This is a genomic window from Sinorhizobium sp. CCBAU 05631, from assembly GCF_002288505.1.
Classification (GTDB): Bacteria; Pseudomonadota; Alphaproteobacteria; order Rhizobiales; family Rhizobiaceae; genus Sinorhizobium; species Sinorhizobium fredii_C.
In genome coordinates this window covers 2,599,500-2,615,374 of the sequence record NZ_CP023063.1, presented here as the reverse complement: position 1 = coordinate 2,615,374, position 15,875 = coordinate 2,599,500, and the positions used below count along the sequence as shown (strand labels likewise).

At 63.1% G+C, this 15,875-nt stretch carries 15 protein-coding genes; 9 read left to right on the top strand and 6 right to left on the bottom strand.

Going from position 1 to position 15,875, the window contains the following annotated elements:
• Positions 1-90: 90 nt before the first annotated feature.
• Complete coding sequence (locus SS05631_RS12855; RefSeq protein WP_037414373.1) at positions 91-984, bottom strand: LysR family transcriptional regulator; 894 nt, start codon at positions 982-984, stop codon at positions 91-93.
• 605 nt (positions 985-1,589) lie between these two features.
• Here SS05631_RS12855 and odc2 point away from each other — a divergent pair.
• The gene (gene odc2, locus SS05631_RS12850; protein WP_037414375.1) at positions 1,590-2,723 is read left to right on the top strand and encodes an ornithine/lysine decarboxylase; all 1,134 of its coding nucleotides are present in this window, start codon (positions 1,590-1,592) and stop codon (positions 2,721-2,723) included.
• Positions 2,724-2,810: 87 nt separating this feature from the next.
• Positions 2,811-3,401, top strand: a complete 591-nt coding sequence (locus tag SS05631_RS12845) for an N-acetyltransferase (protein ID WP_037414377.1) — start codon at positions 2,811-2,813, stop codon at positions 3,399-3,401.
• Between the two features lie 85 nt (positions 3,402-3,486).
• Here the strand turns inward: SS05631_RS12845 and SS05631_RS12840 are convergent, their stop codons facing one another.
• Positions 3,487-4,119, bottom strand: a complete 633-nt coding sequence (locus tag SS05631_RS12840) for a LysE family translocator (RefSeq protein ID WP_037414379.1) — start codon at positions 4,117-4,119, stop codon at positions 3,487-3,489.
• Between the two features lie 279 nt (positions 4,120-4,398).
• Here SS05631_RS12840 and SS05631_RS12835 point away from each other — a divergent pair, with 279 nt between their 5' ends.
• Positions 4,399-4,845, top strand: coding sequence for a glyoxalase superfamily protein (locus tag SS05631_RS12835; protein WP_037414381.1), 447 nt, complete (start codon positions 4,399-4,401; stop codon positions 4,843-4,845).
• Positions 4,846-4,984: 139 nt separating this feature from the next.
• On the opposite strand, the gene SS05631_RS12830 is transcribed toward SS05631_RS12835, so the two are convergent.
• The 3 genes from SS05631_RS12830 to SS05631_RS12820 form a co-directional block, all read right to left on the bottom strand.
• Entirely contained in the window at positions 4,985-5,974 is a 990-nt protein-coding gene (locus SS05631_RS12830) for a WD40 repeat domain-containing protein (protein ID WP_037414383.1), read from the bottom strand.
• A gap of 81 nt (positions 5,975-6,055) precedes the next feature.
• Positions 6,056-7,111, bottom strand: a complete 1,056-nt coding sequence (locus SS05631_RS12825; protein WP_037414385.1) for a GTP-binding protein — start codon at positions 7,109-7,111, stop codon at positions 6,056-6,058.
• 112 nt (positions 7,112-7,223) lie between these two features.
• Positions 7,224-8,015 (bottom strand): creatininase family protein, encoded by a 792-nt coding sequence (locus SS05631_RS12820; protein WP_037414387.1) that lies wholly within the window; start codon positions 8,013-8,015, stop codon positions 7,224-7,226.
• 113 nt (positions 8,016-8,128) lie between these two features.
• Between SS05631_RS12820 and SS05631_RS12815 the strand changes: the two genes are divergently transcribed.
• From SS05631_RS12815 to SS05631_RS12805, 3 genes are all read left to right on the top strand, one after another.
• Positions 8,129-8,632: a MarR family transcriptional regulator gene (locus SS05631_RS12815; protein ID WP_037414389.1), complete on the top strand. Its 504-nt coding sequence runs from the start codon at positions 8,129-8,131 to the stop codon at positions 8,630-8,632.
• A gap of 100 nt (positions 8,633-8,732) precedes the next feature.
• Positions 8,733-9,755: a LacI family DNA-binding transcriptional regulator gene (locus SS05631_RS12810; protein ID WP_095677992.1), complete on the top strand. Its 1,023-nt coding sequence runs from the start codon at positions 8,733-8,735 to the stop codon at positions 9,753-9,755.
• A 69-nt stretch (positions 9,756-9,824) separates the two neighbouring features.
• Entirely contained in the window at positions 9,825-10,787 is a 963-nt protein-coding gene (locus tag SS05631_RS12805) for a 2-hydroxyacid dehydrogenase (protein WP_083853868.1), read from the top strand.
• 6 nt (positions 10,788-10,793) lie between these two features.
• On the opposite strand, the gene SS05631_RS12800 is transcribed toward SS05631_RS12805, so the two are convergent.
• On the bottom strand, positions 10,794-11,549 hold the full coding sequence (locus tag SS05631_RS12800; RefSeq protein ID WP_037414403.1) for a gamma-glutamyl-gamma-aminobutyrate hydrolase family protein: 756 nt from the start codon (positions 11,547-11,549) through the stop codon (positions 10,794-10,796).
• Positions 11,550-11,968: 419 nt separating this feature from the next.
• On the opposite strand from SS05631_RS12800, the gene SS05631_RS12795 reads away from it, so the two are divergent.
• From SS05631_RS12795 to SS05631_RS12785, 3 genes are all read left to right on the top strand, one after another.
• The gene (locus SS05631_RS12795; protein WP_037414391.1) at positions 11,969-14,278 is read left to right on the top strand and encodes an EAL domain-containing protein; all 2,310 of its coding nucleotides are present in this window, start codon (positions 11,969-11,971) and stop codon (positions 14,276-14,278) included.
• 163 nt (positions 14,279-14,441) lie between these two features.
• Positions 14,442-15,206, top strand: coding sequence for a hypothetical protein (locus SS05631_RS12790; RefSeq protein WP_037414393.1), 765 nt, complete (start codon positions 14,442-14,444; stop codon positions 15,204-15,206).
• Positions 15,207-15,543: 337 nt separating this feature from the next.
• Positions 15,544-15,768, top strand: a complete 225-nt coding sequence (locus tag SS05631_RS12785; protein WP_037414394.1) for an aa3-type cytochrome c oxidase subunit IV — start codon at positions 15,544-15,546, stop codon at positions 15,766-15,768.
• Positions 15,769-15,875 lie beyond the last annotated feature (107 nt).

Below are 15,875 nucleotides of genomic sequence, written 5' to 3'. Positions count from 1 at the left end.
TTTCGGTCGAAGCGGACCGTACGAATCGCCCCGGAATGTACCGCAAATGGGACGGAATTGGGACTTCGCCGGGCAAAGCGCTGGGCGCCTTCATTGCGTCTTGCGAAACCAGCCATGCAGGAAATCGACGAAAGTCCGCACCTTCGTCGGCAGATAGCGCCGGTGCGGATAGATGGCATAGATGCCGCGGTCCTTGGGCAGGTAGTCGTCGAAGAGCGTCACGAGCTCGCCGGACTGGACCCTCGGCCGGGCGATGAAATCGGGGAGGACCGCGATCCCGATGCCCGTCACCGCGGCGCGGGCTGCCGCAAGCGGGCTGTTGACCTCGATCGGACCGCTCACCGGGACCGAGAAGGGCGACCCGTCCGGCTCGATGAAACGCCAGTTCGAGTAGGACCGGCCGTTGGTGTCGAGGATGCAGGGTATCTTCGAGAGCTCGCTCGGATGCGCGAAGGGACCGGCCTTCGCCATGAAGTCCGGCGAGGCGCAGACCAGCACCTGGAAGTCGTCGAGCTTGCGGGCGATCAGCGTCGAGTCCTCGAGCCGGGTGATGCGGATCGCCACATCGAAGCCCTCCTCGACGAGGTCGATGAAGCGATCGTCGGAAACGATTTCCAGCGACAGTTCCGGGTGCTGCCGGCCGAAGTCGATCAACGACTGGCCGATCTCCGCATCGACGAAGGTCCGCGGCACGGTGATTCGCAGCCGTCCGCGCAGATCGGAATTGTTGGCGCGGACGAGATCGGCAAGATTGTCGATCTCCTTCAGGATTTCGGAGGCGGAGCGGTAATAGGTGTGCCCGGCCTCGGTCAGCGAGAATTGCCGCGTCGTCCGGTTGAGGAGCAGGGCGCCGAGCTCGTCTTCGAGTTCGCGGACATATTTAGACAGCAATGCCTTGGATTTGCCGACGCGCCGGGCGGCCGCCGAAAAGCCCTCCGCGTCCACGACATCGATGAAGGCGCGGATGCGGGTCAAAGTGTCCATGATTCGTCTTTCTCTTCTGACCCGCGCGGAGCCGCAAAGCCCCGCCGAATCCCCGGCTTAGGTTGTCTCCGCGGCGCGCACCGGCGCGGCTGCAGTCGTTCATCGAAAGTGAACATGCGCGCTCTGGCCCGGTCCAGAAAAAATTAGCGGCGAAGCGGCAAAAAACTCTTGATTACGACAGCGAATTTTCTTACCTACGCCCTTGCCCAAAGTCGCACGTGCCTGTGGGTGTCCGCCGACCCTCGATTAGGTGAGGATCTCGGTAAGGTACCTGGAACTAACCCCTCCAGTCGCTATTCCGGCCAACCGGGAAATGCGAGGACATCTTGAAGCAACGACGGTGCGGGCCTTTCTGGTGTCTGCCGGCTCTCCAACAGCCGGGGTTACTGAAGAGGCACACCTTCATTGCCGGAAGTGCGGTTGGGTTATTCCCTCCAATCCATGGCAGACAAAGCCGAATCTTAGCCTTTGCGGGCTTCGATTCATCGTTCGCGCATCGAGCGCATGCATGGTTCCGGGGTCTCCACCGGCTGGTTCCAGTGCAAGCGCGCGTATGCCCTTTGTCCTCCACAGTTGTGGAGTCTAATGGATCGGGGAATATAGCCATGACCACCGCACGCATCATCGACTTCCTCAACACCCGACGACCCGAAGGCCCCTGCCTCGTTGTCGACCTCGACATCGTGCGCGACAATTTCAAGGCTTTCCGTCACGCGTTGCCCGATAGCGCCATCTACTACGCCGTGAAGGCCAATCCGGCACCGGAGATCCTGCGCCTGCTCGCCGGTCTCGGCTCCAACTTCGATTGCGCGTCGGTCGCCGAAATCGAAATGGCGCTCGATGCCGGTGCGACCCCGGCTCGCATCTCCTATGGCAACACCATCAAGAAGGAGCGCGACATTGCCCGCGCTCACGCGCTCGGCATCAACCTCTTCGCGGTCGACAGCCATGAAGAGGTTGAGAAGGTCGCGCGCGCCGCTCCTGGCGCCCGTGTCTTCTGCCGCGTGCTGACCGATGGCGAGGGCGCCGAATGGCCGCTGTCGCGCAAGTTCGGCTGCGTGCCGCAGATGGCCGTCGACGTGCTCGTCTACGCCCACCAGCTCGGCCTCGTCTCCTATGGCGTGTCGTTCCATGTCGGCTCGCAGATGACGAAGCTCGACGCCTGGGATGCGGCGCTCGCCGATGCCAAGCGGGTCTTCGTGCAGCTTGCCAAGCAGGGCATCGAGCTCAAGATGGTCAACATGGGCGGCGGCTTCCCGACGAAGTATCTCCGGGACGTTCCGTCGGCCGAAGCCTATGGCCAGGCGATCTTCGGTGCGCTGAAGAAGCACTTCGGCAACAACATTCCGGAGACGATCATCGAGCCGGGCCGCGGCATGGTCGGCAATGCCGGCGTGATCAAGGCGGAGGTCGTTCTCGTCTCGAAGAAATCGGACAACGACAGCCATCGCTGGGTGTTCCTCGACATCGGCAAGTTCGGCGGTCTCGCCGAGACGATGGACGAGGCGATCCGCTACCCGATCCGCACGGCGCGCGACGCCGACGCGATGGAGCCCTGCGTGCTGGCCGGCCCGACCTGCGATTCGGCCGACGTGCTCTACGAGAAGAACATGTACCCGCTGCCGATCTCGCTGACGATCGGCGACGAGGTTCTGATCGAGGGCACAGGCGCCTACACGACCACCTACTCGGCCGTCGCCTTCAATGGCTTCGAGCCGCTGGAGGCCTATGTGATCTGATCCTGCCGGCTCCCGCTTCAAGCGGGAGCGGCGACTTCACAATCATCCTTGGTCCGCCTGAAGCGGTTTTGATGACGGGAGGCCCCGATGGCCGCTGTTGTTGACACCCTGCGCGCGTTCTTCGCGCCATCCACCTTTGTAATCGACTCGGAAAACCCGGGCGACGTCGTCGCGCGTGAAAACTTGCTCGACCGGGCCATGGGACCCGGCCGCCGCAGGAAGTCGTCGGAGAAGTTGCGCCGCGGCCGCGTGCCGGCCGAGGGGCTTTCCCTGGTGGCCCGCGACGCCGACGGCCACGTCGTCGGCACCGTGCGTCTCTGGAACGTCGAGGCTGGTGTGAACCGGGAGGGCAACGCCGTCCCCGCACTGCTCCTCGGCCCGCTTGCCGTCGATCCGGCGCAGGAGGGCAAGGGCATCGGCGGCATGCTGATGCGGGTAGCGATCCAGGAGGCGAAGAACCGCGGCCACGGTGCGGTCCTGCTTGTCGGCGACGCGGCTTACTACGAGCGCTTCGGCTTCTTCGCCGATCGGACGCAGCATCTCGTCATGCCCGGCCCGTTCGAGCGCAACCGTTTCCTGGCGCTCGAGCTCAAGGAAGACTGGCTGGAAGGCGCCGTCGGCATGCTCGTCGCCAGCGGCCGGAAGCTCGCTTTGCCGCCGGTCAAGCGCGCCGCCTGATTTTCCGCCTCTCACCCTGCGGAGGCGGACAACGAACAGCGCTCCTGCCGCGAGGCAGGGGCGTTGTCGCGTTTTGCGAGCTGTGTCAGGTGGTGGCGCGACGATAGAATGCCAGCGAACCGGCAAGCGCCAGCAACGCGCCGCCGCAGACGCGATCCAGCCAGACCGCGCCGGAGCGCTTCAGGAAGCGTAGGGCCTGCGAACCAAGCAGCGCATAGCCGAACATCACCATGAAATCGATCGAGGCGAAGACGAGGGCCAGCGCGGCGTATTGCTGTGCTTGTGGCAGCGCCACGTCGATGAATTGCGGCAGGAAGGCGGAAAAGAACAGATAGCCCTTGGGGTTGGTGACGGCGACGAGGAAGCTCTTCAGGAAGATCGCGCGCCGCGTACAGGCTCCGGTGCCCTGAGGCTCCTGCGAGACATCGAGCGTGCCTTGGGAGCGCAGCAGCGTGACGCCGAGGAAAGCGAGATAGGCGGCGCCGAGCCACTTGACCACCGAGAACCAGAATTCGGATGCGGCGAGCAGCGCGCCGAGGCCGAGCGCCACGGCGCCGATCAGCACGAAGTCCGAAAGTATCGCGCCGATCATTCCGTAGCCGGAGCGGCGGACGCCATAGCGCGACCCGTTGGTCAGCGCCAGGAGCACGGTCGGTCCCGGTGTCGCGATGCCGATAAAGGCGACGGCGGCGAATGCAAGGATGGTCGTCTCGTTCATGGCTATCTCCTCTCGCGCCTACAGTCGTTCCACATCTCCGAAATCGCTGCAACGAAGAATTGCACGGTCGAAAGCTCACGAACCGCAAGCCGGACCAGCACATTTGACAGCGCACACGGATCCGCTTATGCAGACCGCGGGCGAGGGCCCCTGCCGTCCGCGAGCGCAAGCTTTGGTGAAGTCCCTCCTTGCGACACGGTCACGCCGGAACGGCATGCGAACCGATGGCAATGCGGACCCCCATCCGAATGAGCGCATGCCGTAGCAGGAGACCCTGTCATGCCGCATGAATCACGCGCGCTCCCATCTCTGGAGACACTGAAGGATCAGGCCAAACGCTTGCGCGCCCGGCTTTCCGCCGAAGGCGAGCAGATTGGCCACTCGAAAGCCCTCGAACTGATCGCCGCGCAATACGGCTATCGAGATTGGAACACCCTTTGTGCCGCTGTCGGTAACCGGCCGCCCTTCAACCCGTGGATACTGGGCGCGCGGGTCAGAGGCCGCTACCTCGGACAGCCCTTCAAGGGCGAAATCCTATCAGCCCAGGCGCTGACCGCGAAGCCGGGCCATTACCGGCTGACGTTCAAGTTCGATGAGCCGGTGGATGTCGTCACGTTCGAAAGCTTCTCGGCCTTCCGGCAAAGGGTGACGGCAACCGTCGACGAAAGCGGCCGCACGGTCGAAAGGACGTCGAACGGAAGGCCGCATCTGGAGCTCGAGTGGTGAGGATTGGCGGGGGCAGCCCCTCATCCAGTTGCCGCGACCTTCTCCCCGCCAGCGGGGCGAAGGGGATTCGCGGCGTTCTCTCCGTTCCCTCTCCCCGTTGGAACGGCTAGAAGGCATTCCCCCGACACCGTGAGGCAGGCTATCCCGCCAGATCCACCACGCCGCAATCACCGGCGGCCGAGCCGAAGGCAAGCTGGCGGCCGGATCCGTTCCAGGCCATCGCGGTGATCGCACCTTTGCCGGGGCGGCGCAGCAGGACTTCCTTGCTGTCGGCGAAGCGGGCAGCCAGGATCATGCCGTCCTCATAGCCGATCGCGACGATGTCCTCGGCCGGATGGCAGGCGACCGTCGTCACCATCGTGTTGCCGCGGGTGCCGAGTTCGAGCGGCGCCTTGCCCATCGGCCCGTCCTTGCCCTGGAAGGGCCAGACGATCGCCGCCGGGGCGCCCGCGGAGGCGAGCCACTTGCCCTTGGCGGACCAGGAGAGCGACTTCACCTTGGCCGGGTAACCGGTCATGCGCATGTGGCGCGCCTCGGCGCCGGGCTTCGCGTCAAGCTTCCAGCCATGCAGCGCATTTTCCTGCATGGTGGTGACGACGAAACGGCCATCGGGGGAGAAGGTGACGCCGGTATGGGCGCCCTTCCATTCGAGATCGATCGGCTGGCCGGCCATTCCCACCCAATGCAGCGACACGCCATTGTAGCGCGCAACCGCTATCCGCAGCCCTTTCGGGGCGAAGGCGATGCCCTCGACTGTGCGTTCTTCTGAAAATTCCTTCGTGGTGCCGTCGGCAAGGCGGACATAGCTCGTCTTGCCGTAGGCATAGGCGACCGCCTTTTGCGGGCCGGCAGCGACCTGGGCAATCCATTTGCGCGGTGTCTCGGCGACGAGGCTCGCCGTGCCGTCGGCCGCAACGCGCATCACCTTGCCGTCCTCGCCGCCGGTCAAGAGCGTATCGGTCGCTTCGTCATTGGCGAGCGACAGCAGGCCGTCGTGCAGGTCGGTCGTCTTGTGGCCCTGGTCCAGACGGTGGATGGTGCCGGCGGCCCCGGCGAAAAAGGGAATGTCCTTCAGAAAGGCGACGCCGACGACGTGGCCTTCGAGATCGAGCGGAGCGACGGTCGGCATCAGATAGTCGGGCTTTCTTCGTTCAGCATGATTTCGTTCGGAGGCGCGGATCTCAACGGCATGACCCGTGGTGTTCGAGGATCATGCCTGGGCTTCACAGGCCTTGAAGGTGCGCTCGAGCTTCTCGCGATCGAGGTCGCGGCCGATGAAGACGAGGCGGCTCTCGCGCTTCTCGCCATCCTTCCACGGCCGCTGGTGGTCGCCCTCGATGATCATGTGCACGCCTTGCACCACATAGCGCTCGGCGTCGCCGGCAAAGGCGATGATGCCCTTGAGGCGAAGGATGTTCGGTCCTTCCGTCTGGGTGATCTTCTGGATCCAGGGGAAGAAGCGCTCCGGATTCATCTCGCCGCCACGCAAGGAGATCGACTGCACCGTCACGTCGTGAATCGGCGACGGGGCATGATCGTGGTGATGGTGATGGTGATGATGGTCGTGATCACAGTCGGGGCCGCAGACGTGATCGTCATGCTCGTCCTGGTCGAGGAAATGCGGATCGTTCTCCAGCGCCTTTTCCAGATTGAATGCCCCCTGGTCGAGGACCTTGCCGAGATCGATATCGGAGCGCTGCGTCCGGTAGATGCGGGCGGAGGGATTGATCACCCGGACCGTCGCCTCGATGCGCTCGAGTTCTTCGGGGGTCACGAGATCGGTCTTGTTGAGCAGCACCACATCGGCGAAGGCGATCTGGTCTTCCGCCTCGCGGCTGTCCTTCAGTCGGAGCGGCAGATGCTTGGCGTCGACGAGTGCGACAACGGCGTCGAGTTCGGTCTTGGCGCGCACGTCGTCATCCATGAAGAAGGTCTGCGCGACCGGCACCGGATCGGCAAGGCCGGTGGTCTCGACGATGATCGCATCGAAACGGCCGGGACGGCGCATTAGCCCTTCGACGACGCGGATCAGGTCGCCGCGAACCGTGCAGCAGACGCAGCCGTTGTTCATCTCGTAGATTTCCTCGTCCGACTCGACGATCAGGTCGTTGTCGATGCCGATCTCACCGAATTCGTTGACGATGACCGCATATTTGCGACCGTGGTTTTCGCTGAGGATGCGGTTGAGGAGCGTCGTCTTGCCGGCGCCGAGATAGCCCGTGAGCACGGTGACGGGTATCGGCTTCTGGGTGGTCGTTTCGGTCATGGGAGCCTCGAGGATTGGCGATGCGCCGCGGGCATCTTCGTTGGGGTTTCATATAGGAGATGACGCAGCGATGCGCAAATGTGCGGCGCGCCTTTTCGCCGCCGTCATCCGCTCACGCGAGCTCGTCGGGGTCGAAGGCCTGCACGTCCTTGAGCAGCTCGATGATGCCGGTGACCGCATGGCCGAGGAGAGCTTCGCCGCGCTCCGCCGTGGCGGCGGCCGCGTTGCCGGCCGCGCCGTCCGGGTTGAGGTCCGCCATCTTCCATCCGAAGGCATGCAGGCCATAGGCGCGCAGATGCTTGAAACGCTGCTGGAACTCGCTCTGGCGGGAGGGGAAATTGCGTGCCTTTGCCATGTCCACCTTGTCCGGATGGAGGGTCAGCATAACCGATGTTTCGATGTCGCCGCCATGGATATCGATCGCCTTCTCATCGGGTCCGATCCAGCCGTCCGGCTGTCCGAAACGGGTCCAGCTCGTCGCGACCGCCAGCATGCCGAAGCGAATGCGTGCCTCGGTCGCCACGACGGTCATCAGCGGCGAATTGCCCCCATGCGCATTCAGCATCACGAATTTGCGGATGCCCAACCGGCTGAGGCCTTCGGCGATGCCGAGCCAGCGCGCAATCGCTTCGCCATAGGCAATCGTCCGAGTCCCGGCAACGTCGATATGCTCGATCGAGTAGCCGACCGGTTCGGCCGGCAGGAAGGTTGCGGGCAGTCCGTCCGGCATGCCGGCAATGATGCGGTCGACGATGCCTTCGGCGATCAGCCGGTCCGTTTCGAAGGGGAGATGCGGCCCGTGCTGCTCATGTGCGCCGAGCGGCAGAACGGCGATCCAGTTGCGCCGTTCGGCCGGTAGAATATCGGCGGGATTGTCCTCCCAGCGGGGCTTCGGCAGCGACATTTCTGTTCGGTCCTCAGTGGCGATTGTCGTAAAATTGGTATTTGAGTCATACAGTTCGTATTCGCAAGCCGACTTGCTATAAAGACAGTGTCAGGGATTCGGCCGGAGGTCCAATGGGCAAGAAGAGCAAAGCCGAAAAGAAGGGCAAGAACGGCAAGAAGCGAGACGAGCTGAATGCCGACGTGCAGGACCACGACCTTGCCTCGCTGCTTGTCCAGGCTGCCCGCTCGATGCGCACCGTGCTTTCCCGCAACCTCGTTGAGAGCGGCCTCTATGCCGGCCAGGACGGCGTTATGCTCGCCTTGGCCGAAACGGACGGTCTGACTGCTGGGGCGCTCGCCGCGAGACTCGGCGTCAAGGCGCCGACGATGACGCGCACGATCGGCCGCATGGAGGCTCAGGGCTTCCTCGAGCGCCGTCCGGACGAAGACGACGCGCGGCTGACCAAGGTCTTTCTGACGGGTCCGGGGCGCGACCGCCTGCAGACTATTGCCGAGGCCGGCCAGCATTCCGAAAAGCTCGCCACGCGCGGCCTCACTGAAAAGCAGGTGCGCACCCTTCTGAAACTCCTGCGCGTCGTCGACAGCAACCTGCAGGCGGCGCGTGCTGCCGACTGACGCAGCTCGTATGGCCAATTCCCGATTGCAGCGGCGATTTAAACAGTTTAAAGAGGGTTTAAAACAGGCCGGCAGAATAGACGGGCAAACGGGGGGCACGGTGGCGCAGAAGGTCAAGCTTTCGACAATTGCGGAAACACTCGGCCTTTCGACGGCGACCGTATCCCTGGCATTGAGAGACAGCCCGCTCGTGGCGATCGCCACCCGCGAGAAGATCAAGGAACAGGCGCGCGCTCTCGGCTACATCTACAATCGCCGCGCCGCGAGCCTCAGGACCTCTCGCTCCGGTATCATCGGCGTCGTCGTGCACGACATCATGAACCCGTTCTATGGCGAGATCCTGAAGTCGATCGAGGCGGAGCTCGATCGCGACAAGCAGACCTTCATTCTTTCCAATCACTACGATTCCGTCGAGAAACAGCGCGATTTCATCGAAACGTTGCTGCAGCTCGGCGGCGACGGCGTCATCATGTCGCCGGCGATCGGCACGCCACCTGAGGATATTCAGCTCGCCGAGGACAACGGCATGCCGGCGATCCTGATCGCCCGTTCGATCGAAGGACTCGACGTGCCGATCTTTCGCGGGGACGACGCTTACGGGATCGCGCTGGCCACCAACCATCTGATCGGTCTCGGCCACCGCTGCATCGCGATGGTCGGCGGCACCGACCAGACCTCGACCGGGCGCGACCGCTACCAGGGCTATGTCAACGCTTTGCGCAAAGCGAATATCGAGGTCGATCCGGACCTGCGTATTCCCGGGCCCCGTTCGAAGCAGGGCGGTTTCGAGGCGGCGGTGCATCTCCTGTCGCTGCCGCAGAAGCCCACCGCCGTGGTTTGCTGGAACGACCTGGTTGCAATCGGCATGATGAACGGCATCGCCCGCGCCGGCCTCGTGCCGGGCATCGATATTTCGGTCACCGGCTATGACGATCTTGAGGAAGCCTCGATCGCCACGCCGGCGCTGACGACCGTCTGGAACGGTCAGGCGGAGGTCGGCCGCAGTGCGGCCCGCGCGCTCCTCGACAAGCTTTCCGGCAGCCATGAGCCGGATGGCATCCACCTGATCAAGCCGGAAATGCGCATCCGCCAGTCGACCGGTCCGCTGCGGGTAACGGCTTGATCCTTTCCTCCGAGTCGGAACAGGATGCGGGCACCGCATTTTTCGCGACGCTCCGAAAAGGGAACCTCGATGAGCCGTCCTAGAATCCTCGTGCCCGGCAAGATCAACCCGCGCGTCCTCGAGCGACTGCCGGAGATGTTCGAGACTGTGCGCATCGAGCGTGCCGATGCGGCATTGGTAACTTCGGACGTGGCGGATGTCGTCGGCATCGCCGTTTCGGGTCGTCTTCCGAACGAACTGATGGATGCCCTCCCTCGGCTGGAGATCATCGGGAATTTCGGCGTCGGCTATGACGGCGTCGATGTCGCCCGCGCAGCGGAGCGCGGTATCGTCGTCACCAATACGCCGGATGTTCTGACGGAGGAAGTCGCCGATACGGCGATCGGGCTGCTCCTCAACACCGTGCGGCAACTGCCGCAGGCGGAGCAATGGCTGCGGCAGGGCCGGTGGGTTCGCGACGGCGGGTTTCCGCTGTCGCCGCTGTCGCTCCGGGGCCGGAGTGTCGGGCTTTTCGGCCTTGGCAGGATCGGCCTGGCGATCGCCCGCAGGCTGGAAGCGTTCCGCGTGCCGATCGCCTATCACACGCGCAGCCGGCGCGAGGAACTGCCCTTCGCCTATTACCCGAGCCTTTTGGCTCTGGCGGAGGCAGTCGACACGCTGATCGTCATCGTACCGGGGACGGCGAGCACGGCGAAGGCCGTCAATGCGGAAGTGCTCGCGGCGCTTGGACCGCAAGGGGTGGTGATCAATGTCGGCCGCGGTTCGACGCTGGACGAGGCCGCCCTGATCGCGGCGCTCGAGAGCGGCACCATCGCCGGGGCAGGGCTCGACGTCTTCGAGAACGAGCCGCATGTGCCGGAGGCGCTTCTCGCTCTCCCGAACGTCTCGCTGCTGCCGCATGTGGCGTCCGCGTCGGTCGTCACCCGCAACGCCATGGCTGATCTGGTCGTCGACAATCTGAAGGCTTGGTTTTCCACCGGACGGGCGCTGACGCCGGTGGCCGAGACGCCGTTCGAGCGCAAGGGCCATTAGGAGCGGCTATTTCGCCTTGCTCTCCCGATAGCCGCGCGCCGCGTCGCCGAAAGCCTTGAAGAGGGCGGCGGAGGGGCCGTCGGTGCGCACCCAATATTCCGGATGCCATTGGACGCCGACGGCGAACGCCTTGGCGCCGATGACCGACACCGCCTCAATCGTGCCGTCGTCTGCGACCGCCTCGACCGCGAGCCTGGGCGCGGTGGCTGCGATAGCCTGGCGATGCAGCGAGTTGACCCGGATCCGCCCGGTGCCGAGAACGGGAGCGAGGCAGCTTCCTTCCTTGACGACCACGTCCTGGCGGATGCTATAGGCGATGTCGAGATCGGGCACGTCCGGCTTACGATGGTCCGAAATGCCCGGCAGATCCTGAATTTCGGTGGCGAGCGTGCCGCCCAGCGCGACATTGAGCTCCTGAATGCCGCGGCAGATGGCGAGCAGCGGAATGCCGCGATCGAGCGCCCCACGGATCAAGGGGAGGCTGGTCGCGTCGCGGCCGGCATCGAAGGGTCCATCCGCATCCGTCGCGTCTCGACCGTAAAGGGATGGGTGGACGTTGGAGCGGGCGCCGCTGGCAAGCACCCCGTCGACCCGATCGAGGATTTCATCGATGTCATTGCCGCTTTCGAGCGCTGGAACGAGGAAGGGCATGACGCTAGCCCCCTCGACGGCAGCACGCACATATTGATGGGCGACCACGTGCCAGACATTGCCGTCGAATTCGCGAAAGTCGCAGGGGATGGCGACGACAGGTTTCGGCATCATCAAACTCCGTTTATCGTTCTGAAAAGCCTTGCCGCCAGACCGCGGTCAAAGTCAACCACGGAGAGAGGCGGGCGCCATGCAGGGCCTGCCGGACTAGTTTTCCGGTCGTTTCCTGGCGCGCAACAGGCATTCGGCGCCGTTTCTTCAAGATCGGCTAACCATTTTCTTCGGAAGCGGTTGGCCGCCCAGCAACCATGGAAGTTCGGTTGGTTTCGATTTTCTTAAAGTATGCCTATGCGCGGTTGCAAAACCCGTGCATTATTGGCAGCTGGCCGCAAGAGAAGGTTGAATCTCTGCCGGAAACACGAAAACCGAGTTGCCCCAGTTCTGGAGTTCTGCAGCTATTTTCGACAGTTAGACGAAATCATTCCTTAAGTCCTCAAATTCTAACAATCCGGCAGACCGGAGCTTGGTTCATGACGCGCAATGAACAGGGCGCTTTCCCGACAGACATCTACCTGTCGTCTGTAAGCTCGCTCTACCAACATCGCCGGGCCTTGGTGATCGGCATGCTGTCGCACGTCGTGACCTTTCTGCTCGTCTTTATGAAGACGTCCGATCCCTTCTATCTCGGCTGCGCCGTTGCGATCGTAGTCATCTGGACTCTCCGCAACCTCGACATGCGGCGCTTCGATCGCGAGGATTTCTCTCATGCCGATCGCGCCGTCGTCAGAAGATGGGAAAACCGATATATTGTCGGTGGCATCGGCGTCACGCTGACCTGTGGCCTCACCTGTGGCTATGCCATTGCCGTCAGCCGGGATTCCTTCGCGGAACTCGCCTGCATCTCCGTGACGCTTGCCTCGATGATATCGCTGGTGGGCCGCAATTACGGCTCCGAACGCGCGGTGCTGCTGCTGTCGTCGTCGGCCTGCCTGCCGATCGTCATCGGCCTCATGACGCTGCGCGACCCCTATATGCTGATACTGGCGGTCCTGATCCTGCCGTTCATCTTCACAATTTGGAAGATGGCGAACAACGTGCGCGCCTTTCTCTACGACAATGTCCTCGCCGCTCGGGAAATCAGATCGATCAACGGGCAGTTCGACGCGGCCCTCAACAACATGACGCACGGCCTGTTCATGCTGGATGGCGACAACCGGATCGTCGTCGCCAATGAGCGCGCCTGCGAGCTTCTGAAGCTCGGCGACAAGGCGGAAACTAGGGATGTGCTCCTCGACGAGGTGCTCCGGCGCGGCGCCCGCGAGATGACGCTGGACGCGGAAAAGACCGCGACCATGATTCGCCGGCTCGACCTCCTGCTCAAGGGAAAGCGGTCGCGCGCACTCGTTCCCGTTTCCGAGGATTACTTTCTCGAATTTTCGGCGAGCCGGCGCGAGAACGGCGAGATCGTGCTGATCTTCGAAGACGTGACGGCGCGGGTTCATGCGGAAAAGCAGATCCTGCAGATGGTGCGCTTCGACACGCTGACCGGGCTGCCGAGCCGTGACTATCTTTTCGAGCTGGCGCACAATGCGGTCGCCGGCGACACTGTGCCTGATCGCGATATCGGGCTGTTGCTCATCGATATCGCCGAGTTCAAGCACGTGAACGACACACGCGGTCACGTGGTCGGCGACAAGTTGCTGCAATCGATCGCCGAGCGCCTCAAGGATATCGCGAGCAGCGGCGCGATCGCGGCGCGGCTGATGGGCGACGAGTTCCTTGTCTTTTTCCCGAACAGGGAAAACGCCCCGGACCTCGACGAGCGCATTCGCGATGTCCACGCCAGGATGCGCGGCACCTACGAGGCCGGCGGTTTCACATTCTACATGACCATTAGTTCTGGCTTCGTCATTGGCAAAAGCAGCGCCTTTCGATTCGAGGATCTGCAGATCAAGGCCGACCTGGCGCTGGCGGAGACAAAATCCCGCGAAAGGGGAGGGTGCACCGCCTTCGAAGCCGAGATGGATGCGCGCTACCTCGACCGGCAGAAGCTCAAGGGCGATCTGCGCGAAGCGCTCAAGTCCGGCGCCCTCAGCGTCTCCTACCAACCGATGTTCACGCCCGACGGGACGCGCGTCGAATGCTGCGAGGCCCTGGCGCGCTGGACCCACCCGGAACGCGGGCCGGTGCCGCCGAGCGTCTTCATCCAGCTTGCGGAGGAGATGGGGCTCGTGACCGAGATCACCTGCTTCGTTCTCCGGCAGGCCTGCCGCGATTGCTCGACCTGGCCAGCCGGCGTCTCGGTTTCGGTCAACCTGTCGGTGCTTGATCTTCGCGACAGGCAGATCGTCGAGATCGTCGGCAAGGCTCTGGACGAGACAGGTTTGGACCCGGCCCGGTTGCATCTCGAAGTGACGGAAAGCTGCCTGATGGATGAGCCGGCCAAGGGCCAGTCGCTGCTTTACGAGTTGCGCGAGCTCGGCATGACGCTTGCGATCGACGACTTCGGGACCGGCTATTCGAGCCTCAGCTATCTCGACGCGCTGCCCGTCTCGATCATCAAGATCGATCGATCCTTCGTCCGGAACATCCGCGACGATGCGCGCCGTTTCAAGCTGCTGTGCAGCGCAGTCAATCTCGGCCGTGCCCTTGGTCTCAAAGCTGTCGTCGAAGGGGTGGAGACGGTCGATGAGTTGCAGCTCATCAACGATTACCGCTGTGCCGATCTGATCCAGGGTTTCGTGTTTTCGGCGCCGATGCCGGCATCGGCGATCAGCGACTTGTGCAAGCCGCGCGTCCGAAAACGGAACGCGAAAGCGTCGCGCTCGCAGATCGCTTAAGCCCCAATAGGCTACAGTCGTGCACCACTCGCCGTTCGTTCGCCACGGCGATTTACTTTTTGTTAAGGTTAACAGAACGTTAATTGTGAGTTGTGCCATTTTGTTGTTGCCGACAGTCGTCCCATCAATAGGTTTAACCTCCTGTTAACCATCGGGTGGGGTGATGCGGGCCAACGGGGGCCAGGCCGATTCTGGCAGTTTTTCCGAGAAGCTCATGCTGCTCCTCGATCGCGTCGAGTACCGGCGGGTCGAAGGCGGCGAGGATATGGAGGACATCGCACGACTGAGATTCAAGGCTTACAAGGCCGTGAACCTCATGGAGTTGACCGGTTCGACGCTCGTCGACGGGCTGGACTTCGACAGTCACGCCTATGTCTTCGGCATCTATCTCGACGAGAGGCTGGTCAGCACCGTGCGCGTCCACCATGTGACGCCGGATCATCGCTCCAGCACGTCCGGGTTGATTTTCCACGAAGAGATCGAGGTCTTCCTGGATGCGGGCATGGTGCTTATCGACCCGGGGCGGCTTGCAGTCCATCCGGAGGTCCTCGGCGACGACCTGAAAGCCCTGCCGTATCTGACGCTACGCCCGGTGGCGATGGCCTGCGAGTATTTTGCCGCCGACCGGTGCCTGACCGCCTGCCGCCCGCGCCACGCCGCCTTCTACAAGCGCATCTTCGGATCGGCGACCATGGTGGAGCGGCGGGAGAACCTCGGCGTCTACAATGCCGACGGCACGCTCCTCGTTGCGCAGGTGCGCGGCCAGCGGCCGTCCATTCTGGATCGTTATCCGATCTTCGATTCCGAGCCGTTCGAGCGCCGCCTGATGTTCGCCGGGCGCGACGAGGTGCCGTTTGCGCCGCTGACGATCCTGCCAACCGCGCGATTCGCGCAGCTGGGTCAGGGCCGCTCCTTCCTGCGGGCTTAGACAGGCGATTAGGCGCCTCTCCGGTTCCGCCTGCGTCACGCCGAAACAATTCGCCGGCATGTGCGTTCGACTATGCCGCAGCCTACTGCATGTCTCCTTAGATCGACCTCGACTTAAGGACAAAGACATGCAGCCATTCAAAGTGTTACAGCGAACTTTGCGCGTCAGATAAGACGCGCGGCGCGATAGTGGGGCGGGTTTTCGTTGCGAAGGGCCGCCGCTTTGTGTATGCGGAAGCTAAAGAACCGCTCTCTCGCATCACTCGCGGTGCGGTTCCGAATAGTGGGTCAAAGCGAACCGCCGAAAGGCGGTGCCACAGCATTCTGGAGAACTGGAGATGGCAGAGCATCATACGGGACCGGCCGAGACGGGCGCCCCGATGGACTATTCCGAGCACGAGAAGACCTACACGCTCTTTCTCAACGCAACGAAATACGGCACGCTGTTTTGCGTCGCCCTGCTGATCGCCATGGCCGCCGGCTTCTTCACGACCATGGGCTTCATCAGCTCCGTCGTACTGTTCATCCTGCTCAACGTCGCCGGCTACTTTTTCCTGCGCTGAGCGATCTTTCCGACATTTCCTGTCGAAGGCAGGGGAGGAGGACGCCCCTGCCTTCGTCGCCGGATGCAATCCGGACTGACCTCACCGCGTGAGGAGAGTTTTCGACG

Bases quoted from the DNA above. Each gene is read 5' to 3' on its own strand.
- SS05631_RS12795 (WP_037414391.1), top strand. From the start codon at position 11,969: ATGACGCGCAATGAACAGGGCGCTTTCCCGACAGACATCTACCTGTCG.
- SS05631_RS12835 (WP_037414381.1), top strand. From the start codon at position 4,399: ATGCCGCATGAATCACGCGCGCTCCCATCTCTGGAGACACTGAAGGAT.
- SS05631_RS12785 (WP_037414394.1), top strand. From the start codon at position 15,544: ATGGCAGAGCATCATACGGGACCGGCCGAGACGGGCGCCCCGATGGAC.
- odc2 (WP_037414375.1), top strand. From the start codon at position 1,590: ATGACCACCGCACGCATCATCGACTTCCTCAACACCCGACGACCCGAA.
- SS05631_RS12800 (WP_037414403.1), bottom strand. From the start codon at position 11,549: ATGCCGAAACCTGTCGTCGCCATCCCCTGCGACTTTCGCGAATTCGAC.
- SS05631_RS12840 (WP_037414379.1), bottom strand. From the start codon at position 4,119: ATGAACGAGACGACCATCCTTGCATTCGCCGCCGTCGCCTTTATCGGC.
- SS05631_RS12790 (WP_037414393.1), top strand. From the start codon at position 14,442: ATGCGGGCCAACGGGGGCCAGGCCGATTCTGGCAGTTTTTCCGAGAAG.
- SS05631_RS12845 (WP_037414377.1), top strand. From the start codon at position 2,811: ATGGCCGCTGTTGTTGACACCCTGCGCGCGTTCTTCGCGCCATCCACC.
- SS05631_RS12855 (WP_037414373.1), bottom strand. From the start codon at position 984: ATGGACACTTTGACCCGCATCCGCGCCTTCATCGATGTCGTGGACGCG.
- SS05631_RS12805 (WP_083853868.1), top strand. From the start codon at position 9,825: ATGAGCCGTCCTAGAATCCTCGTGCCCGGCAAGATCAACCCGCGCGTC.
- SS05631_RS12825 (WP_037414385.1), bottom strand. From the start codon at position 7,111: ATGACCGAAACGACCACCCAGAAGCCGATACCCGTCACCGTGCTCACG.
- SS05631_RS12830 (WP_037414383.1), bottom strand. From the start codon at position 5,974: ATGCCGACCGTCGCTCCGCTCGATCTCGAAGGCCACGTCGTCGGCGTC.
- SS05631_RS12820 (WP_037414387.1), bottom strand. From the start codon at position 8,015: ATGTCGCTGCCGAAGCCCCGCTGGGAGGACAATCCCGCCGATATTCTA.
- SS05631_RS12815 (WP_037414389.1), top strand. From the start codon at position 8,129: ATGGGCAAGAAGAGCAAAGCCGAAAAGAAGGGCAAGAACGGCAAGAAG.